This window comes from Desulfurella amilsii (assembly GCF_002119425.1).
Lineage (GTDB): Bacteria > Campylobacterota_A > Desulfurellia > Desulfurellales > Desulfurellaceae > Desulfurella > Desulfurella amilsii.
The window spans coordinates 465,164-486,136 of the sequence record NZ_MDSU01000018.1 but is presented as its reverse complement, the minus strand read 5'-3'; the positions used below and the strand labels follow the sequence as shown (position 1 = coordinate 486,136).

General features: G+C 34.9%; 21 protein-coding genes. 10 read left to right on the top strand and 11 right to left on the bottom strand.

The window, feature by feature from the left end:
* Positions 1–70: 70 nt before the first annotated feature.
* On the bottom strand, positions 71–1,399 hold the full coding sequence (locus DESAMIL20_RS05950; protein ID WP_086033898.1) for a PDDEXK family nuclease: 1,329 nt from the start codon (positions 1,397–1,399) through the stop codon (positions 71–73).
* Between the two features lie 1,069 nt (positions 1,400–2,468).
* On the opposite strand from DESAMIL20_RS05950, the gene DESAMIL20_RS05940 reads away from it, so the two are divergent.
* The 7 genes from DESAMIL20_RS05940 (at position 2,469) to DESAMIL20_RS05915 (ending at position 10,211) form a co-directional block, all read left to right on the top strand.
* Positions 2,469–4,517 (top strand): site-specific DNA-methyltransferase, encoded by a 2,049-nt coding sequence (locus DESAMIL20_RS05940; RefSeq protein ID WP_086033896.1) that lies wholly within the window; start codon positions 2,469–2,471, stop codon positions 4,515–4,517.
* Entirely contained in the window at positions 4,517–5,257 is a 741-nt protein-coding gene (locus DESAMIL20_RS05935) for a TIGR04255 family protein (RefSeq protein ID WP_086033895.1), read from the top strand. The genes DESAMIL20_RS05940 and DESAMIL20_RS05935 overlap by 1 nt, the downstream gene beginning before the upstream one ends.
* The gene (locus tag DESAMIL20_RS05930) at positions 5,254–5,730 is read left to right on the top strand and encodes a hypothetical protein (protein WP_086033894.1); all 477 of its coding nucleotides are present in this window, start codon (positions 5,254–5,256) and stop codon (positions 5,728–5,730) included. The genes DESAMIL20_RS05935 and DESAMIL20_RS05930 overlap by 4 nt, the downstream gene beginning before the upstream one ends.
* Positions 5,727–6,089 carry a hypothetical protein gene (locus DESAMIL20_RS05925; RefSeq protein WP_086033893.1) on the top strand — a complete coding sequence of 121 codons (363 nt, stop codon included), beginning with the start codon at positions 5,727–5,729 and terminating at the stop codon, positions 6,087–6,089. Before DESAMIL20_RS05930 ends, DESAMIL20_RS05925 begins: the two co-directional genes overlap by 4 nt.
* Positions 6,086–6,232, top strand: a complete 147-nt coding sequence (locus DESAMIL20_RS10495) for a hypothetical protein (RefSeq protein WP_158090541.1) — start codon at positions 6,086–6,088, stop codon at positions 6,230–6,232. Before DESAMIL20_RS05925 ends, DESAMIL20_RS10495 begins: the two co-directional genes overlap by 4 nt.
* On the top strand, positions 6,229–8,775 hold the full coding sequence (locus DESAMIL20_RS05920; RefSeq protein WP_086033892.1) for a DEAD/DEAH box helicase: 2,547 nt from the start codon (positions 6,229–6,231) through the stop codon (positions 8,773–8,775). Before DESAMIL20_RS10495 ends, DESAMIL20_RS05920 begins: the two co-directional genes overlap by 4 nt.
* A gap of 152 nt (positions 8,776–8,927) precedes the next feature.
* A complete protein-coding gene (locus DESAMIL20_RS05915; RefSeq protein WP_086033891.1) occupies positions 8,928–10,211 on the top strand; it encodes a hypothetical protein in 1,284 nt (427 codons plus the stop codon).
* A gap of 73 nt (positions 10,212–10,284) precedes the next feature.
* On the opposite strand, the gene DESAMIL20_RS05910 is transcribed toward DESAMIL20_RS05915, so the two are convergent.
* The 5 genes from DESAMIL20_RS05910 to DESAMIL20_RS10490 all read right to left on the bottom strand — a co-directional run bounded on the left by DESAMIL20_RS05910 (position 10,285) and on the right by DESAMIL20_RS10490 (position 14,853).
* Positions 10,285–10,986 (bottom strand): type 1 glutamine amidotransferase, encoded by a 702-nt coding sequence (locus DESAMIL20_RS05910; protein ID WP_086033890.1) that lies wholly within the window; start codon positions 10,984–10,986, stop codon positions 10,285–10,287.
* A 79-nt stretch (positions 10,987–11,065) separates the two neighbouring features.
* Positions 11,066–12,175: an outer membrane beta-barrel protein gene (locus tag DESAMIL20_RS05905; protein WP_086033889.1), complete on the bottom strand. Its 1,110-nt coding sequence runs from the start codon at positions 12,173–12,175 to the stop codon at positions 11,066–11,068.
* 25 nt (positions 12,176–12,200) lie between these two features.
* Positions 12,201–13,496: an ammonium transporter gene (locus DESAMIL20_RS05900; protein WP_086033888.1), complete on the bottom strand. Its 1,296-nt coding sequence runs from the start codon at positions 13,494–13,496 to the stop codon at positions 12,201–12,203.
* Between the two features lie 9 nt (positions 13,497–13,505).
* A complete protein-coding gene (locus tag DESAMIL20_RS05895; RefSeq protein ID WP_086033887.1) occupies positions 13,506–13,844 on the bottom strand; it encodes a P-II family nitrogen regulator in 339 nt (112 codons plus the stop codon).
* A gap of 856 nt (positions 13,845–14,700) precedes the next feature.
* Entirely contained in the window at positions 14,701–14,853 is a 153-nt protein-coding gene (locus DESAMIL20_RS10490; protein ID WP_158090540.1) for a hypothetical protein, read from the bottom strand.
* Positions 14,854–15,151: 298 nt separating this feature from the next.
* Here DESAMIL20_RS10490 and DESAMIL20_RS05885 point away from each other — a divergent pair, with 298 nt between their 5' ends.
* From DESAMIL20_RS05885 to chrA, 3 genes are read left to right on the top strand one after another with little or no spacing between them, the layout of a single operon-like run.
* On the top strand, positions 15,152–15,316 hold the full coding sequence (locus tag DESAMIL20_RS05885; protein WP_158090539.1) for a NifB/NifX family molybdenum-iron cluster-binding protein: 165 nt from the start codon (positions 15,152–15,154) through the stop codon (positions 15,314–15,316).
* Between the two features lies 1 nt (position 15,317).
* Positions 15,318–15,497, top strand: coding sequence for a hypothetical protein (locus DESAMIL20_RS05880; protein ID WP_086033884.1), 180 nt, complete (start codon positions 15,318–15,320; stop codon positions 15,495–15,497).
* On the top strand, positions 15,494–16,672 hold the full coding sequence (gene chrA, locus DESAMIL20_RS05875) for a chromate efflux transporter (protein ID WP_086033883.1): 1,179 nt from the start codon (positions 15,494–15,496) through the stop codon (positions 16,670–16,672). Before DESAMIL20_RS05880 ends, chrA begins: the two co-directional genes overlap by 4 nt.
* A gap of 308 nt (positions 16,673–16,980) precedes the next feature.
* On the opposite strand, the gene DESAMIL20_RS05870 is transcribed toward chrA, so the two are convergent.
* The 5 genes from DESAMIL20_RS05870 to DESAMIL20_RS05850 are packed head-to-tail and all read right to left on the bottom strand — an operon-like array spanning position 16,981 to position 20,968.
* Complete coding sequence (locus DESAMIL20_RS05870; RefSeq protein WP_086033882.1) at positions 16,981–17,931, bottom strand: 5-oxoprolinase subunit C family protein; 951 nt, start codon at positions 17,929–17,931, stop codon at positions 16,981–16,983.
* A 4-nt stretch (positions 17,932–17,935) separates the two neighbouring features.
* Positions 17,936–18,670: a 5-oxoprolinase subunit PxpB gene (pxpB, locus tag DESAMIL20_RS05865; RefSeq protein WP_086033881.1), complete on the bottom strand. Its 735-nt coding sequence runs from the start codon at positions 18,668–18,670 to the stop codon at positions 17,936–17,938.
* Entirely contained in the window at positions 18,660–19,436 is a 777-nt protein-coding gene (locus tag DESAMIL20_RS05860; protein WP_086033880.1) for a 5-oxoprolinase subunit PxpA, read from the bottom strand. The genes pxpB and DESAMIL20_RS05860 overlap by 11 nt, the downstream gene beginning before the upstream one ends.
* Before the next feature lie 14 nt (positions 19,437–19,450).
* The gene (locus DESAMIL20_RS05855) at positions 19,451–20,164 is read right to left on the bottom strand and encodes an MBL fold metallo-hydrolase (RefSeq protein WP_086033879.1); all 714 of its coding nucleotides are present in this window, start codon (positions 20,162–20,164) and stop codon (positions 19,451–19,453) included.
* Between the two features lie 12 nt (positions 20,165–20,176).
* A complete protein-coding gene (locus DESAMIL20_RS05850) occupies positions 20,177–20,968 on the bottom strand; it encodes a putative hydro-lyase (protein WP_086033878.1) in 792 nt (263 codons plus the stop codon).
* Positions 20,969–20,973: the final 5 nt, after the last annotated feature.

The window sequence follows — 20,973 nt, the reverse complement described above, 5'->3', positions numbered from 1 at the left end:
AAAGGGGACAGTCCCCTTTTTCCTATTCAAAGAGGTGAATGTCCGTAGCCCAAAACACCTTATTCATCTTTTAAAATCTATGCTTAAAAGCTCTTCTAAATCCTGCATCCTCTGCTTCTTTAACTGTAAAAGCGTAAAACTCACCTGAACGATTACCAATTATAGTTCGGTCGTATTGTTGATCCATTGGAAGGTGATAGATTTTTGTCTGTCCAAACTCATCGCTATTAATGTTGCATTTAATTCTTGGGAATTCTCCTATTGGCTCGTTTTCTCTGATTTCTATATTTAATGCATTTGCTATTTCTTTAGCTTTTCCAGATAGATTGGCTGATGTAAAAAATATTGGTCTAAGCTTGTTTTCGTTTAAAAATTTGGCAAACTCCTCAAAAGTCTTTGGTTTCTTAGAGTATCTAAAGTTTTGAATCCAGTACTCCATTGTTGTACCAAAAAGTTGGAAAATATGTTTTTCATGTATTTCTTTGTATTGTGCCCAATATTTACATTGAATAATACAAACCTCTTCATCTTTTTTGGCGATAACATCTCTGCCTAGGTCTTCAAAGCCGTCTAAAATACCTTTGTATTCAATGGAGTAGCCATTTTGTTCATACAAATAACCAACATACATTTCGTAGTCTCTACCGATTGCCCACTTTGATTTATTTCTATTCTTTAAGTATCTATCCAAAGCCATTTGATTTCTCTCAACCGTTGGTAAACTTTTGTATTCTTCTGGTGTAAGAAAATCATTTACTCTGTCTTCATTACCCTCGTCTTCGTCATTGTCGCCTATTTTCACAGGAATATATTCATCTTCATTATCAGCAATGAGTTCAGAAAGCCAAGGAAATAATTTTTCAAAATAGGTTATTTTATAACTAACTATTTTGTTCTCTTTTAGTAATTCTCGTTTTGCTTGTTTAATTTGTTTTACATTTTCGGCGGTAGTGTAAGCAGGATGTTTTTTATATTTAAGATACTTTTCCAGCTCCCCATCTTTTAGTGCAAAATAATCAGCATATGCTTCAGCAAGCCAAGGGAATCCCATAGATTTTTGCTTAGCAATTTTTTCGACTTCGGCTTTATCGTTTTTAATTTTCTCATTCCACTTTTCAACCTTTATTTTCCACTCCTCTCTATCTTTTTCTACTTTTGTTTCGACTTCGGCTTTATCGTTTTTAATTTTCTCATTCCACTTTTCAACCTTTATTTTCCACTCCTCTCTATCTTTTTCTACTTTTGTTTCATGTTCCGAAACCGAACGCTCTAAATTATCCAACTTTGGTTTTAGTTTAACGTATTTCTCAGAGTTTCGAATAGTTTCAATAATCCAAGAAATAATTCCCCAAATTATTGCTATTCCAATTATTCCAATTATTCCTATTATTAGTTCCATGGTTTCAAATTATAAATATATTGTTTTCGGAGTGATAGCGGAGAAAACTCCTTATTTCCCCTCATTTTAAAAAGAAAATTTCTCACTCGTTTCTTATTTTTTAAAAAGAGACTTGGTAATATGTCGCCTAACTTGTTCATATACGACAATTTTGTCATATATCCCCACAAACTGGCTTTATATCCGACCTTTATGTCGGATATACTTACACTTCGTAAACTTTTATTTCTTACCATCTTTCACCTCCTCTAATATTATAGGAGTAAAAAAAGAGACTAGTGAATATATCTTACGACATTTTTATATTATTTTGTATTTTAACATTTTTGTGACAGAAGTCAACGATTTGATATAACGGTTTTAGTATAAAAGAATTCCTGTTCGTTTGCGAAGGATTTGGGTGAGCCGAAGGCACTAATCTTTTATGCTGTGTTATATGAAGTGGCGGTATCATTTTATCTTCTCTGGGCAGAGACTAGTTTTTCAATGTTCTTAGGGGTGGAAAAAAGGACTGCCCCCTTTTCCACCTGCCAGTAGATTACATAACATACCTAAACTACAAGATAAATTTGCTCAATGCTAATACAACCTCATAAACCAAAACCTGCTTGTTAGAAAAGATATAATTAGCATATACAATGCGCTTGGCATGGGGGTTGAGTTAAGATTTCTACGCATAGGATGTTTTTATGAAAACAAATCTGCTTATTTACACACGGTTTGACAAACAAAAAGGTGTTTATCCCCTTTTTCATCATCCCAGTCCCTTTTTTACCCCCCTAGTAGACCTGATTCCACACAAATTGAGACCTTTAGTTACAACTTAGCATGTCCGCCGGCCGTTATATAAAATTGTTGACTTAGGGTGTAAAGATGATAAAATTTAAAAAATGAAAGTGCATTACTAATCAAAAGAAAAGAGGTAATAAAAATGGGAACAAAAGGAAGAGATAGAAGTGAAAAAGGAGACTGTCCCATTTTTCACCCTCCAAATTTGCTTACGGCAAACTTCACATATCCCCGGAACGTTATATGAAATGGCGGTATTAATGTTAAAGGATGGATGAAGATGGAAAATAAAAAGTATGTAGAACTGCTCTGGGCAGAAAAATATGATAAATTTGAGAAAGGGGAAAAGATACCAATCAAAAACCCAAACCTTCCTTTTCAGGTTGTAGAGACTGTAAATGAACCACGAGTGAAAGAATGGGAAAGAGGATTAGGTAGAGATTTTTTCCCAAAGGCTAAATATCCTGAAAGTTATTCAAAAGACTGGAAAAACAAACTTGTCTGGGGTGATAACAAACTTGTGATGAGTTCTTTGATTAAGCAGGGCTGGGCGGGGGAGATAAATCTAATTTACATTGACCCGCCGTTTTTTACTGGAGCAGATTTCACGGTTAGGACAAAAATCGGTGATGAACAAATAGAAAAAGAGCCATCTATTATAGAAGAACGGGCTTATAAAGACACATGGAGCGGGGGGATTGCCTCTTATCTTAAATATATGTATGAGCGATTGGTTTTGATGCGAGAACTTTTAGCTGAGAACGGCTCTATTTATGTCCATTTAGACTGGCATGCGGGACATTATGTCAAGGTGATGATGGATGAGATTTTTGGGTATGAGAATTTTGTTAATGAAGTTGTGTGGCGAAAAACAAACAGTCCTAAAGCACAAACTAAATGCTTAGGAACGCAGCATGACATAATTTTTATCTATATAAAGAACGTGGGGGCGTATAATATAAATCCAATTTATAGAGAACCGGATGAAGAATATCTTAAAAGTTTTATCCACGACGACCACGATGGAAAAGGTCTATATCAAACAACGGCATTAATTGCTGGAGGTATTCAGAGAACTGCAGGTCGAAAGATTTTTGAATTTAGAGGTGTGAAAGCGCCTTGGTTATATTCTTTAGAAAATCTTGAAATATTTTGGCAAGAAGGAAGGATTTATAAAACAAAATCGGGATATAGATTAAAGGTTTATTTGAAGGATATAACCGGTCAAATTGTTTCGGACTTATGGGTTGATAAAGAAGTAAATCCATTACAAGGTCAGTCTCAGGAAGCTTTAGCTTTTGACACCCAAAAACCCGAATCCCTATTAAAGCGAATAATCCTTGCCTCCTCCAACGAAGGCGACATCGTAGCAGACTTCTTCTGTGGCTCAGGTACAACCTTAGCAGTTGCAGAAAAACTTGGTAGGCGATGGATAGGCTCTGATTTATCCAAGTTTGCAATACAAGTGGCAAGGAAAAGACTTTTGGATATTCACAGCTCAAAGGATTTGCTGAAAGAGAACAAGGGAAAATACGATAACCCTGCAAGACCTTTTGAACTCTGGAACATAGGAAACTACGAGACTGTTTACTGGCAGGAGAAGCAGGATGAATACCTTGCCTTTATGCTCAAACTTTATCAATCACAGCCTTTGACAGGCTTTAGATATTTGCATGGCAGAAAAGGAGACAGAGCAGTTCATATTGGTCCTCTGAATGCCCCTGTTACGATGGAAGAAGTAGAAAAGGTAGTCCATGAATGCAGGGATAATAAGTTCAATAAGGCTGATGTCCTTGGCTGGGAGTGGAGTTATGAAGTAAATGAACTGTCAAAGGAATTGGCCAAAAAGGATGGTGTTGATATAAAACTTGTTCAGATCCCATCAGTGAATGAAATAAAATCTTCCCTTGTAGGTTTTGATTTGAATTTGTTAAAAGTGCCTGACCAAGCAGTAGAAAAAGAACTTCTAAAACACGTAAAATTTGCTGAGGTTGCCTATTTAGAGATTGAAATAAAGGCTGAGAATAACGAAGTCGTCTTAAAAATAACTGATTTTCAAATACCACCAACCGCAGAGCTCGTAGAGATTGCAAGTAAGGTAAAGGATTCAAGAGAACTCATAGATTACTGGGCAATAGACTGGGATTATAAAAGCGATACATTCCACAATCAATGGCAAAGTTTCAGAATAAAGAGTAATCCAAGAGTAGATTATGAAGCAAACCATAAATATGATAAAGAAGATGAATATCAGATAATGGTAAAAGTGGTCGATGTATTTGGAAATGATACAAATAAGGTTTTAAAATTAGGGATTGGAGGTAAATAATGGGAAAGAAATATAAAAATCCACCAGTTGTTGAAACACTATGTGAATTTAATTTTATACCTAGTCAACCATGGGATTTAACTATACCAGGATTGATATACGAGAAATTAAAGGATGAATTTCCAGATAGAAAGCAACAAATTGGAATAGGCGTTCAATTTAAAGCAACTGAAAAAGGGCTTGAGCACAAAGTAGAACCTGCATTACCGCGTGTTCAATTTTACAAAAAAGATAAGACAGCGTTAATTCAGGTTGCTCCAGACCTTCTTGCTGTTAATCAATTAAAGCCATATCTAACATGGAATAAATTCAAGCCGATGATTCTGGAAGGCTTTAGGGTGTATAAAGAAATTGTTAACCCAAAAGGGTTTAGGAGAGTAGGACTGCGATATATAAATATCATAGAATTTGAAAAGGCTGATATAAAAGACTATTTTCAATATTATCCTTTTATCCCGGGTGATATGCCACAACTACATGGCCCTTTTTCAACAAGAGTGGAATTTACATACGAAGAAGGAAATGAGAATCTTATATTAACATTGAGCAGTCTCACTCCTAAAAAACCAGATATAATCTCTATTTTGTTAGACATTGATTATGCAATGGTTGTCCCCGAATATATATCTTTCGAGCAAATTTCAGAATGGTTAGACAAAGCTCATGAGAGGGCAGAAAATGCGTTTGAGTCATCCATTACAAATAAAGCCAGAGAGATTTTTGAGGAGGAAAAATTATGATACAGCCATCAAAATTTAGTAGTTCCGATTTGATGATTTCACCAGGGGTTTCTGTTACATTTGAAAATGTCACTTATCCTATACCAGGGACACCTGAGATTTATAGCGATATAGATATAAATGAAGAGAACTCAGTTTATTGCTTTCGCCAGAATATGATTGATTATATAGAAAATATTTATATTTTTAAAAATTCCAAAGAAATAAAGATGTTTTTAATATCTAATGATGACTTGATCCAAATCCTCCTGGGTGCTCAAGAACATATTTATAAAGTTTTTGGACAAGTTCCTATTTACCTTGAACTTTACCATGACCCAGAAGAAGAATGGGATGAATTGTTTATTTTGATAAAAACACAACATTCCCCAGAAGAAGCAGTTAATCTTGAAAATCAACTTTTTGAAGAGTGGTTTGCGAGTATATTAGATAAAGTCAGCGGAAGATTAAATTTTACAGAAGAACCGTTATGAACTTTGATTGGAAAAATTTCGTTAGATTAGCAGAAAATCTTATGAACCATCATGATGAAGCAAGTTTACGCTCAGCAATTAGTAGAGCTTATTATGGGGTATTTTGTATTTCAAGAAATAAGAAGGATTTTAAAAATTATAAACTGAAAAAAGGCGAAAATATTCATCGGATTATCATAAACAAATACAAAAATTCTCATGATAACAATGAAAAAATTGTTGGTAAATATCTTGATGATCTGAGGAGAAATAGGAATTATTCTGACTATGATGAAGATAAAACAATTGATTTTGAGTTAGCTCAAAGAGTGTTAATAAAAACAAAAAAGATTTTGGATAACTTAGGAATAAAGTTATGAAGATGTTGAACTCCTTATATCCGAACCAAGAACTTTCAAACGAAGGATGCTTTAAAGAAGCAAGTGAATATCAGGTAATGGTAAAAGTGGTCGATGTATTTGGAAATGATACAAATAAGGTTTTGAAGGTGAGGGTAAAATGAAACCAACTGAACTTTTACTTCCTGAACAAAGGTTTCCGAGCAAGGCATACTTGGTTAATGAACTAAGAAAGGCTATTTTTAGCTGGCGGGAACAGGGCTATCCAAACACAACTCCTACTACCAGACGGTTGCTTCAATTCTGGTTTAGTGAAGACCATATTGTAAATAATGAGCTTTTTGAACTCTGGTTTTGTCAAAGAGAAGGGATTGAAACGCTGATTTATGTTTATGAGGCAATGAAAAAGAGGAACTTTATAGATATGGCAAGAGACTTTGGGGCCGGACCCATACAAGGCTATGACCCTTCTTATGACCAGTATCCCTTTTATGCCTTCAAAATGGCCACAGGTTCAGGTAAGACTTTTGTGATGGCATTAAGCATTATATGGCAGTATTTTAATTATAAAAAAGAAAATAAAGAGGATTATACCTCTAAGTTTTTGCTTATCGCCGGGGAGAAAAATGTCATTTATGACAGGCTCACAAGAGATTTTAAGGATGGAAAAATATTTAGAAATTTGCCGCTAATTCCACCAGAATGGCAGGAAGAGTTTGACCTGAAGGTAATCCTTAAAGAAGATCTTATTCATGTTATCCTAGAGGAAGTGCTATTTTTAACCAATATTCAGCAGTTAGAACAAAGGCGGAGCAAAAAGAAAGAAGTAGAAGAGTATGTAGATAATGTTATGGAATTGCCTGAGGTTTATAATGTTTCTGATATTTACCAGGAGAACAGGATAAAAGAGGTCTTAACTTCTTGTCCCAATATAATGATCCTGAAGGATGAAGCACACCATATCTATAGTTTTGAAAAAGCATGGAAGAAGATACTTTTAGGTCTTAATAAAAATTTAGTTTCGGGGTACGGGAAAGGCATAAATATGGAATTGGATTTCTCAGCTACACCTAAAACTGAGACTGGTGCTCTATTCCCATGGATTATTGTGGACTTCTCACTTAAAGAAGCCATTGAAATGAATATCGTTAAATTTCCATTAAAGGGGATGGTTAAGAATGCAAAAGAGATTGCTTCAACGAAAGCTGTTGAGCGCTATAGAGCATGGATTGATGCTGGAATAAGAAGATGGCGAGAATACAAAAAGGCATTAAAGCCATTATCAAAGAAGCCTGTGCTTTTCTTCCAATGTCCTGAAAACAAGGAGGCGGATGAAATCTTTGAATATATTAATTCTACTGTTCCAGACCTTAAAAATAAGGTATTACGGATACATACTGATAGCACAGGAGAGGTAAACAAGGCAGACTTGCCTATGGCAAGAGAATTTGCGAAGAATATTGATGACCCAGACCCCGAAAAGAATCCCTATGAGGCGATAGTAAGTACATTGATGTTAAATGAAGGTTGGGATGTGAGAAATGTAAATGTGATTGTGGGGCTACGGTCTTATACATCAAAAAGAAGAGTACTTTCAGAACAGGTCATTGGAAGAGGCTTAAGGAAAATGTTTCCTGAGGAAGATGCAAATGTGGATAAATCAATAAACGTCCTTGAGGTTATTGGACCTCCAGGATTGATAGATATTCTTGAGGAATTAGAAAATCAAGAGGGAATAAAGTTTGTCGAATTTGATACTGACAAGTCGCTTAATTTAACCACCATATTTTTAGATGAAAATAAACTGGATAAAGATATCGAAATACCAATCTTGAGTCCAAGAATTCTCATAAGAGAATTTTATTTAGATGAAATAGAGATTAACAATTTACCATCCTTAAAAATTCCTTTAGAAAACAAAATCATAGAAATGGAGTATGTGGCGATAGATATGCTCAAGGGGATGGAAGTTATAAAGAGAAAATGGGAATTACCTGTACCTAAGGATTCTAAAAGCGTAATTGCTTATTATACCGACCAGATACTTAAGCAACTGAAAATTGGCGGTGCTTTTGCCAGATTTTATCCTATGGTAAAAAGATATGTTGTCGAAAAATTGTTTACTCAAGAAGTTGATCTTGAAGACCCCAGAGTTCTTTACAAGTTGAGTTCTCCTGAAGTGCAGGAACAATTGATAAATTTGTTTGTAAATGCATTCAGAGATATGACTTTCATCGAAAGAAAACCTGAAAAGAGGAATACTATAAAACTCTCGGATACGATACCTTTTGTATGGTCAAAATTGGTTTATCCTGCCAATAGATGTATTTTTAACTATGTGCCATGTGATAATAATTTTGAGGTAGATTTTGCCAAATTCTTAGACAAAGCCGAGGATGTAAAGGCTTTCAGTAAAATCGTTGTCAAAATGGGGTTCTTTGTAGAATACAGAGATTCAAATGGAAACCTCAGGCTTTATTATCCAGATTTTGTCGTGTCAACTGATAAGGATGAACACATAATTATTGAGACAAAGGGTAGAGAAGATGTAGATGTAGAGCACAAAGATAAGAGGATAAAATTATGGTGCGAGGATGCCACTAACTTAATGAAAAGTAAGTGGTCGTTCATAAGAGTTGATCAGGCAGATTTTGAAAAATACAGGTTTAAGAACATTAAAGAATTAGTCTCTGCCCAGAGAAGATAAAATGATACCGCCACTTCATACAACGCAGCATAAACGATTCGTCTTCGGCTCACCCAAATCCTTCGCAAACAAACAGGAATTCAATTTTTCAAGCCACGATAGTAAAAAAAAGGGACAGTCCCTTTTTTTTACTACGTCAAAGGAGATGAAAAATGACATCTGTTAGCTTACCTGATTTGCCGAAAGGAAAGGAGTTTGAAGAATACATTTCTGCTTTTTTTCAGTTAATGGGGAATTATATTGAAAGAAACATCATTGAAAGAGAGGTTGAAGAGATTTTGGAATTGGATATTGTTGCCACAGATTATCGCTCATCTCCACCAGAGATCAAACTTCTTGAAGTAAAATCTGGTGAGTGGGGATTTCCAGACTTATTTAAAGTGCGGGGTTGGATGGATTATCTGAATATCTCTAAGTGGGTATTTGTCGCTAGTAAAGAAAAAGACAAAATAGATTTTTTCAAAGAGAAAGCTAAACGGCTAAATATAGATTTAGTAGTGATTCCTAATATTAAAGATGTGGATATTTCAGTTTGGAGATTCTCTTATTGGGTTGAACGCAATTTATTGAAACATCTAAATCATAAGAAAAAATCCCAGCCAGATAAGAAATGTTTTAGAGCTTTAGAAGATTACTATTTTAAAGTAAACAGTGAGATATTCTTTACTGAAAGTATTATCCAAAAAGTACATACATTATACTCTATCTTCCAAGAATTTCCACGTATTTCAGCAAAATGCGGAAATGAACTTATTGGTAACACTTTTGATAAGGAATATTATGACTTACCGAAGAAAATCTATGAGGATACTTACTATGAGTGCAGTTACAATGATATTCAAATATCCACGTTTATAGAACATCGAGCAAGATTGGCTATATTGAAAAGTGCAATAGATTATAGACTTGATAAAGATGCTGGCATTAAAGATAAAACAAAGAATCTAAAAATATCGGATGATATTATATTAAAGGATTTGCCACAATCATTTAAAGAAGGTTTAGATGTCATTTTTAAGGATAAATATTTCCACAAATATCCTCTTTTTTGGCAATGGTTTATGTGGTTATTTGGAGGTTTTATCTTGAAAGATTATGAGGAAAAAGAATATGAAGTTCTATCTCAGAAAACAGGAATTCCTATAGAGGAGATACCAAACGCTTTAAAAGCGTATCAAATATTATTTCCACGAGATGGCGGGTGGTTCATGGATTTACCAAGCTCAAATATAAAACTAATGAAAATGTTTCCAGTCCCTTTTATGGGAATCGGTGCAAACTATAGAAGGTTACTTTACACTGAATCTGGAAAATTTGAAGATTTGAATCTAACGGGAATGTATACGTTAAATGACTTGATTAAATGGAATAATTTAACAGTAGAGGTGCTGCGTGGAAAAAGGGATTATCTCCCTTTTTCACGCAGCACACTGTGATAAAACTTTTGAACGACAAATCAAAAAGCTCCACAAAAAAAGCCTCCTTATTTTTTTAACTCTTTGATAGTCATTATAAAATTTTGTTTCCTTGCGCTATTTTAGTTAACAAGCCAAAGCCCTGTGTGTAGTTTTTTAAAATTTGTGTTTGCACTGAAGCATCTTTTAGTATATCCGATATATTTATGCCTTCTTTGTTTATCTCATCAGAATACTCAAGTAGCCACTCTTTAATCATATTCTCATCTACTTCAATATGAAACTGCAAGCCTACTGCTTTATTGTAAACAAAGCCTTGATTTTGATAGGTATCTGAAGTAAATACCCTAACAGCGCCCTCTGGCAAATCAAACGTATCGTTGTGCCATTGAAAGACTTTAAAACTATCTGGAAAATTATCAAAATATGGGTGTTTTTCGACTTTTTTTACCTCAAAAAACCCAATCTCTTTTTTGTTACCTTTATACACTCTTGAGCCCAGAACCCTTGCAAGCATTTGAGAGCCAAGACATATGCCAATAAGCGGGATGTCTGCTTTTAGAGCGTATTCCATAATTTTAAACTCATAATTTAAGAATGGGTATTTGTCCTCTTCATATGCTCCCATATAGCCGCCAAGTACTACTACTAAAGAATAATTTTCAAGCGGCTCTTCTAAGAGCTGTCCTTTTGGCGTATCAAGGTAGTGTATCTGACAGCCCATATTATATAAAACTTCTCCTAATAGACCTGCATGTTCAATTTTAACATGCCTTATGGCAAGCGCTTTACTCATGCAACACTCCTTTTTTGCAAAGAAGAAGCGTAAAGCCTCTTCTTTTATTTGGATACTTGGATACGGATGATGCGTTTATTCAAAATATTATGCCCCCTTCAATACCAAGTCTGTATTGATTTGCCTTATTGCCATTTACTCCAAATCCGCTCCCTTCCGAATAATTATTTATACGCACATAGGAAAAGTCAACCCTTGCAAACAAATACTTGTATTTATACATAGGTGTTAGAGTAAAACTCAGAGCTTTTGAAGAAGGTCCGTAGCCTATTAAATCAGCATTTGCGCTGTTTGGGTTATTTGTGGATTTGTTGAAAGCGTATTCAAGTCTTGCGCCTAAAGAAAATTTATCATTTATGTTGTAGTCTGCAAAACCAGCCAACCCATAAGCTGCAGCTGAATCACTAAAACCTGCTTTAGAACTTTTAGGAGAATAAACGTATAGCAAATCAGAACCCAGTGTTAACTTTCCTGCAGTATAGGATGCTATAAGGTCGTACTCCTGTTTGTTTGCAATGGGCGCTGTATCATTTGCGGGTGTGTTTTTGTTTGGTATAAGAACATTAAATGATGTTGAAAAGTTTCCTAAGGTGAGCCCAACAGAACCCTCTAGCGCTAGCTTATCCTTAGAGTAAAAACCATCATTTGCCCCTGCTTTTAATGTTAATGGTCCTGTTGCAACTATAACTCTTATACCTCTTGAGACTACAGGCTCCATGTTCCACACAAGGCCTCTTTGTATGTTTATGTTTTGATAGGTGAATGCCGATTCATACCCTATAATTGTAGGCAGTTTGCCTGCTTGGATCGATAAAAAGGAAGTAGGGTCAAGCTCAACATAGGCAATAGGTAGTGGCCCAAAAAGACCCGTGTTTGCATCGTCTGTCAGAGTTTTGTTGCCCGCTACTCCTACAGTTGGAAAAGCATACGCTCCACCAAAAACATTAAACCTTACAATGCCTGTTGTTTTTGATACATTTACTAATGCATTACTTATATCGTACCTTACATGTTTGTCTTCTCCATTAGTGTCAAGCGAGCCAGTAGGGTTTGCATTGTCTGTTAATATACTGTAGCCAGATAGTGTACCGTTTATGTTTATATTACCTATATCTGTTTTTACATCAAAGGCAAATGCACTTGTGCTAAAACACAGCACTACAAACGCTGTTAATAAAATGCGCTTCATAAGTTTCCCCCTTATTTAAAAATACTTATAAATCGAAACCTTTTTCTGAATGTACCGCCAAATCCAAACCCATCGTTTCCGTTTCTTCATCAACCCTTATACCGCCTGTTAACAGTGATACCACTTTTACCACTATAAACGTGCCAACAGCAGTATAGGCAATAGTAGCTGCAATCGCTATTGCCTGAATAAGGATTTGCTTTGGGTTGCCATATAGCGCACCCTTGCCCGCAGCATTAATCAGAGGATCTGCAAATATGCCTGTGGCCAGCGCACCCCATATACCGTTTAGCGCATGCACACCAAATGCATCCAAAGAATCATCGTATTTAAAAAATCTTTTTATAGCTCCAGCGCCTAAAAAGCCCACAATGCCAGATATTAAACCGATTACTAACGATCCCTCTAAATTTACAAAACCGCTTGCCGGTGTAATAGCCACAAGGCCAGCTATAGCGCCACTTGCTGCGCCTAACATCGTTGGATGTTTGTTTACAACCCACTCACAGTACATCCAACTTAACGCGCTAATTGCCGCAGCTGTATTTGTTGCAACCCACGCGCTGCCTGCTAGGCCATTTGCCGCACCTGCGCTGCCTGCATTAAACCCAAACCACCCAAACCACAAAAGCGCTGCACCCAAAATGGTTAACGTTATGGAAACAGGAGGCATTGCTTGAGTACCGTAGCCTTTTCTTTTACCTAACATTAAGGCAAATACTAAACCTGCAACACCTGCATTGATATGCACTACAGTACCGCCAGCAAAATCCAGTGCCCCAAGTTTGGAAAGCCAGCCGCCACCCCATACCCAATGGGCAATAGGAGCATAGATAAAAGTAACCCACAGCAAGCTAAACCATATCCATGAAGAAAATTTAACGCGCTCTACCACAGAGCCGCTTGCTAGAGCGACGGTAATTGCAGCAAATGTCATCTGAAATGCGGCTTCTACAAAAACAGGTATGTTAGTGCCAGGAAAGATATCGGATCCGCTAACGCCACCCAAAAATAAGTACTTGGTAGAACCAATGATACCGTCAATATCTGGTCCAAATGCAAAGCTGAATCCCCAAAGCATCCATACCACACTAACAACCGCATAGGCAATTAACGATAAACCTATAGTGTTTAGTATATTTTTTGATCTTCCCATTCCGCCGTAAAACAAAGCAAGCCCAGCTGGCGTCATAAGCATAACAAGCGCGCTTGAGATAAGCATCCATGCAGTATCACCAGAGTTCAACACTGGAGCGCTAGCAGCAAAAGAAAAAGCAGGCACGCCCAATATCCAAAAAAATATAAATAAAACTTTCTTCATATAACCCTCCTATAGTGCATCTTCGTTTACATCGAGTGTTCTGATTCTAATAGCTTTTCTTACGTCGTAGATAAAAATTTTGCCGTCTCCAATCTTGCCTGTTTTAGCGTGTTCGATAACCTTTTCAACAACTAAATCCAATTGATTATCCTTTACAACCACCTCAATTTTTACCTTTGGTATGAAATCGACCACATATTCAGCGCCGCGGTAGATTTCTGTATGACCCTTTTGTCTACCATAGCCCTTTACTTCAACAATAGTCATACCGCCAATACCTGCTTCAATCAAAGCTTCCTTTACTTCATCAAGCTTAAATGGCTTGATGATGGCCTCTACTTTCTTCATACTCCCTCCATGTAAAACAAGATGTTACATTATTAGCATAAAATGTTCCAATATTATTATAACAGTATATACTCCTAAAAATACATATAAAATAAATACACTAATTTACAAAATTGTTACTATATTTACAAAATTGTAAATATTTTATAGTTCATAAGCTTACATTAAAAAAACAATACATAATTTTTTTAATTTTTATTTCAAAAAATTCCACTAATTATAACTATTAATGGGTATAAATAGAGTATAAGAAACTAGAAATTTTTGAGTGGAGGAAGCGGTGACCCGAAAATAGCCTAAAAACTCCAACAGCATGCTATCACTACATTAATAGAATTTAATTTATATTTTTAATATTTCGCTAAACATGGTGCCAAGACGTGGAATCAAACCAGGAACACAGGGATTTTCAGTCCAAACTATAACATTTTTCTAGAATTTTTCAAAAGACCTCTTACAACGACAATATACCTAATAAATGCTTTAATAATAGGCTTAACAAGCTCTATTTATCTTATAAAGCTTTGATTCTTTTCAAAACCTCAAGGATGTGATTCCTGAAAAAGTGTTTTTAGAACTACATATTTGACACTTTTGGTCCATTTTTTTACACTGCTGCCTAACATAGTGCAACTGTTAAAAGTCAACTAATGGAAAAATGTGTAGATTTATAAATGCAGTAAGGGCTTACAATGCCATTATTTGCAATTCATAAATGTAAACTGATGGAGATGAAAATGTTGGTAAAATTTGTTATTGCATTTTTGCTTTTGATTGTTATTTTCTTTTTTATGTCTCGTCAACAGTATTTAATATTATCTTTACTAGCCAGTTTTCCAACTTTTACCTTTTTAACCTATTTTGCATCTAAAAAACCAGACGTTACTACGCTGTATTTGGCTTCTTTTACGCTAGTTATTTCAATTACAATGTTTGTCCTGTATTTTCTTAAATTTTCACAGGTTGTTAACACTATTATAGGCATAATCTTATGGTTTATTTTGGACATTGGAGTATTCTTTGCTTTTTCTAAAGGCTTTAAATTTTGATAGTTTGGCTTGGGTAGTTTTTAATGTGTAAACTAATTTAATATTTTGTTTTTTAATTATTTTTATGAAATATTAAACAAATAATACAATAAAAAGTTCAGCTCGATTTTGTTTTCCTAGGTGGATTAATTTTAGTTGACTTTTTGTATTAAAGTTTGATATTTAAAAATAGCTATTGTATTTAGAACATCGCATGCTTGACATATATATGAGAATAAGTTATATTGTTTTGGTCATATGTTCATAATAGAGGTTCAAATGAGAATTATGATACCGTTTATTGGCGATACTTTAAGTGATCATTTTGGAAGAGCTCAAGACTTTGTAGTTTATGAGATTGAAAATTCTACGATAAAGGATACAAAATTTTGCAACGCTCTAGAGCACCAAGAAGGAACATTCTCAGTATGGGTTAAGTCTTAAAATGTTGACCTTATTATTGTCTAGCGGCATTGGTTCAAAAGCTATAGACCTATTTAATAGCTATGGCATAGGTGTAATATCTGGTGTTGAGCCTAAAGGGCATTCTAAAATTATACAAGACTGTTTAAATGGCACTCTATCATATTTAAGCAAATCTACTTGTGATAAACACGAAAGATGATATTTAAAAAGATTATCAGTTATAATCAGTATGAAAACAATAAAACATTAGATTTGTTTTTATCCTTTTTAAAACTCGGGTTTTCTGCTTTTGGTGGTCCCGCAATGGTTGTTTACATTAAAGAGCTTGCTGTTGAAAAAAAGAAATGGATAGACACCAAAACCTTTCAAGAAGGCGTTGCTCTCGCACAGGCGATTCCAGGAGCAACTGCCATGCAGGTTGCAGCTTATGTTGGACTTAAAACAAGAGGAATTATAGGTGGACTTTTAAGTTTTATAGGATTTGGATTTCCTGCTTTCTTGTTTATGCTTATCTTATCATATGTTTATGAAAAAATACATACGATACCGCAGGTTATGTCAGTTTTTACAGGTTTACAGGTTATAGTTGTCGCAATAGTTGCCAATGCTTTTTTAAGTTTTGCAAAGCCTGTAATTAAATCAAAAGGTGAAATAGCAGTAGCTGTTCTTTCTTTTGCTCTTTTTCTTGTAAAATTTAATCCTTTTTTGATAATCATATTATGCTTTCTTATTTCCCAATTATTTTTTAAAGACAAAACAACACTAGACAACAAAAATTTCAAGAAAGTAAATTTTACAGGCATTGCAACTCTTATTTTTATCGTATTGACAGTATTAACTTTTCTTTATTTCTTTGACAAAACTCTTTTTAGTATTGCTCTAATCATGATGAAAATAGACTTTTTTGCCTTTGGAGGTGGTTATGCCTCTGTGCCTTTAATGTTGCATGAAGTTGTGAGTAGACTACACTGGCTTAATAGCAAAACTTTTATGAATGGAATTGCACTTGGACAGGTAACGCCAGGACCGATTGTAATTACAGCAACCTTTGTGGGATATTTATTGAAAGGACTAACAGGCGCTATTGTAGGAACCATCTTTGTATTTACTCCTTCATTTGTAATAATGGCTTTTGCTTGTGAAATTTCTACAAAAGTAAAGGATTCACAGATATTTTTGAGAGCAAAGAAAGGACTTTTAGCCTCATTTTTAGGATTACTCCTTTTTGCATCGATTGAATTTGCTCGATCAGTAGACTGGAGTTGGACAAAGTTATTTATGGTTTTGTTAAGTTTTTTTGCCCTTTATAAAAAAGTAAATATACTTTATGTGATTTTTGTAGGCGCTTTCCTTTCAGTTATTATCTTTAGATAACTATAGTATAATTAAAAGTCAATGCAGAATTTTTTGAATTTTTGTCATTTTTATTTTATTTGTATGTGAATTTTGCAAACCATATCCTTTTTTACAAAATGATATAGATAGATGTGCTGATTACTTGGCGAATCTTTCTTCTTTACAAATAATAAATCCACAATAAAATTTTAGAAAGTTATCACAGGTTTTAGCCATAAGCACTACGGGTGTTTATAAGACTGGTATATAGGAAATGTGTGGTTTGGAATAAAAAGTCAAAAATTTTTGACTTAATAAATGGACGAGCTTCAAAAATCGATCTTTCATTATGTGCTAAAACTATTTAATACATTACGTATAAGAATAATATTACCTAAATAATTTTTGTATATCAAATGGGCTTTTGGTACAGAAATAGCTTTGAAACCAACCGAATCTCCTGGTTTAGCTTGAGCAATCTTTTCAATATCAACAGTTATTGCACAAGCAATTTTTGGATAACCGCCCGTTGTTTGTCTATCGTTTAAAAGAATAATAGGTTTTCCATTTTCCGGCACTTGAATGGCTCCATTTGGGGTGCCATCAGAAACTATGTTACCACTGATTTTATGCTCTATAGATGCTCCATCTAGTCTACAAGCCATTCTATTTATATCATTTGTAAATATAAACTTTTCCGTTAAAAAAGTTTTAACTCCATTTCTTGTGAAATAGTTTATTTGAGGACCTAGTATAACTCTAACTGTATTATCTTGTAAATATTTTGGTATAAATTCTGCAGGCAGTCGGCATTTGTTTGATAGTGCTTTGGTTTTGAAAGATGAGACAATATCTCCTTCTTGAAGTATAGTTCCGTTAAGGCCACCAATTTTACCTCTAAGATAAGTAGATCTGCTTCCGAGCACAATTGGCACATCAATACCACCACCAAGCGCTATGTATGCTCTGCACCCCTCTTTTGCAAAACCTAAATACAGCACATCACCCTTTGAAAGCTCGAGAGTTTCCCACATAGGCACTTGTTTGTTATTAACTTTTGGAGACATATCGGCTCCTGTAATTGCAATTGTGCCGCTTTCAATTACTTCGAACTCACCACCGAATAAAGTCAACTCTAAAACAGCTTCATCTAGTTTATTACCTACAAGCATATTAGATATTTTATAAGAATAATCATCTAAAACGCCTGATTGGGATATACCATATTTCTGGTAAAACATTCTGCCATTATCCTGTATAGTTGAAAACAAACCAGGTTTTTTAACCAATAGCTTCATTCGTCTATATCCATTCCAAATTGTAGCTTTTTAGCGCAATTTGTTTTTTGATTTCTTCACATACTTCAATTGTTATAGGCTTAAATTTTATGTAGTCACCTGCAGAAAAAAGCACAGGAGGGTTATTATTTGGGTTGTATAGTTTTAGCGGTGTTCTTCCAATAATGCGCCAACCGCCTGGATCATCAATAGAGTATATGCCTGTTTGAGATCCTGCAATGCCTACTGAACCAGCGTAAACTAGCTTGCGGGGTGTTTCTAGTCTAGGTGCAGCTATTTTCTTTGACATTCCGCCCAAATACGGAAAACCGGGAGCAAAACCTATCATATAAACCTTGTAAGCAACAGAAGAGTGGATTTCAATAACTTCATTTTCTGTAAGATTATTGTATTTAGCGACAAAAGCAAGATCAGGGCCATATTCTCCGCCGTACAAAACAGGCACGACGCATGTTTTATTTTTGGTCTTTGTGGTATTGTTAGTACTTATTTTACTATTTGCTATGTATTTTATTTTATTTTCTAATGATACCAAATCTGTAAGCAAAGGATTGTAGTAGACCAAAAGCGAGCGATATGTAGGTATAATTTCTTCTATTTCTGGCATGTTTTGTTGTTCGAGAATGTATTTTAAACCTATTACTGTATTATTAATTTCTTCTGATATTTCGTTACCAAACTCTACTGTTAAAGCCCTATCGCCTGCTGGTAAAAATTTTGGCAATATATTACGCTCCATTTACAATTTCCGAAAGAGGTAAAATAGTAATACCTTCTTTTTTAAATACATAAAATAAACTATCTAGCAAATCTTTGGCTTTTGGGTTATCTCCATGTACGCATATTGTATCCCCTTGAATATCAATAATTTTTCCGCTAATTGTTTGAACTTTTTTGTATTTTACAATTTGAAGTGCTTGGTTAACCGCTAAATCAATATCAGTGATTACAGAACCTGGGACTTTTCTTGGAACTAAAAAACCACTATCATCGTATGCTCGATCTGCAAATACTTCTTTAGCTACCTTAATGCCTACCTCTTTGCCTGCTTGAATGAATTTTGAATTCGCCAAACCAACCAATATGGTGTTGTTATTAAATTTTTTGATAGCGTTTACTATTGCTAAAGCTATATTCAAATCTTTTGCTGCTGCGTTATATAAAGCTCCATGTGGTTTAGTGTGTTTTAATTCAACACTATTGGCTCTGCAAAATGCATCGACTGCGCCAATTTGGTAGAGAACAAAACATTCTATTTCCAGTTCTGATAGCACCATATCTCTTCTACCAAAACCTTGTAAATCTGGGTAGCTTGGATGGGCCCCTATATTTACTTTGTGGGCTTTTGCCATTAAAATTGTATTGTTTATGACAATAGGATCACCGCCGTGCATACCGCAAGCTATATTAGCAGAAGTTATGTACTTCATTAATTCTTCGTCAGAACCCATCTTATATGCACCAAAACTTTCGCCTAGATCCGCATTTAAATCAATAGCAAACATACAACCATACTCTCCTATACTTCTTTTAAGAAGATACTTACACAAGAATCTTTTTTCTTGTATACTTCCACTGAAGCGTCATTTAAATACGCTATATTGTCATTCTCAAGCTTAAAAACTGGATCATGACCTGGGATTATAATTTTGTTTCTTGCAACTATAGCGCGTATTGATGAATCTGCCATTTGCTTATTGTAATACGCGTAAGTTGTGCTTTTGTTTTTTGCTTCTGTCGCGTATTTTAAAGCATCGCCTGTAAAAATGCAGCCTTCAGACTCAAAACCAATCGATCCTTTTGTATGGCCAGGTAAGGCAACAATTTTTCCATCATAAACTTGATCTTGGGGGTATAATAACGTAAATCTATTTTTATAGTAATAGAGCGATGATTTTATGTAGTTAAAGTCACCATGTTGCTCTGGCTCGTCAGATAAAGCGTAATCTAGTTCTTCATTTGTGGTATAAACTGTTGCGTTGGGGAATAGTTCAATGTTTATAAAGTGATCAAAATGAAGATGAGAAAAAATGACAAATTCAATATCCGATGCTTTTATTCCTAAACTTTTTAAATTATTCAGCAAAGGTTCCCTAGCACCTTCTGCTCCTACATCAAATAAACCCAAATGATTGTTAAAGTTTATTAAGGATACACTGCTCCAACCAACAAAACCCCTGCTCGATGTGATTGGTAGACCACTCAGAATTACCTGCCACTTTAGTTTATTCATCTTAATTAACAACTACAAAATAGAATAGTTTTCATCTCTTACATCAGAAATAAACATGTGACCCGGTGCATGTGTTATCATTATATCTGGTTTTGCTTTCATCGCAACAGCTTGTGGAGTTACACCACACGCCCAAAATATTGGTACTTCACCGTCTTTAATTGTCACTGGATCGCCAAAATCAGGTTTATCAATATCTTTTATACCTATTTCTTTTGGGTTACCAATATGAACAGGTGCACCGTGCACTTGTGGAAACCTAGAAGTTACCTGAACAGCCTTAACTATTAATTGATAAGGTATTGGCCTCATTGAAACTACCAAAGGACCTCTAAATACACCAGATGGCACACACTCTATACTTGTTATATACATCGGAACATTTCTTTTTTCTTCAATGTGTCTTACCGGAATATTGGCATTAAGTAAAGCATTCTCAAAAGTAAAACTGCAACCCAGTAAGAATGCGTACATTTCTTCATTCCAAAAATTTAAGATATCTGTATATTCACCAATTAATTCTCCTTTTTCATATACTCTGTACTTCGGCATATCTGTTCTTACATCAGCATCAGGCGCTATAAGTTTTGGATGGGGATCTCCTTTTTCTGTAACATCAAGTATAGGACATGGCTTTGGGTTTCTTTGCGCAAAAGCAAAAAAATCAATTACATATTTTTTTGGTAGAACAACTAGGTTTGCTTGGGTGAAGCCTTTACACAAACCGCTTGTTTGGCTAGTATATTCAGCGTTTCTAATTTTTAATCTCACATTCTTTGGTGATAGAGTATTTATGTCGGTCATTTTAG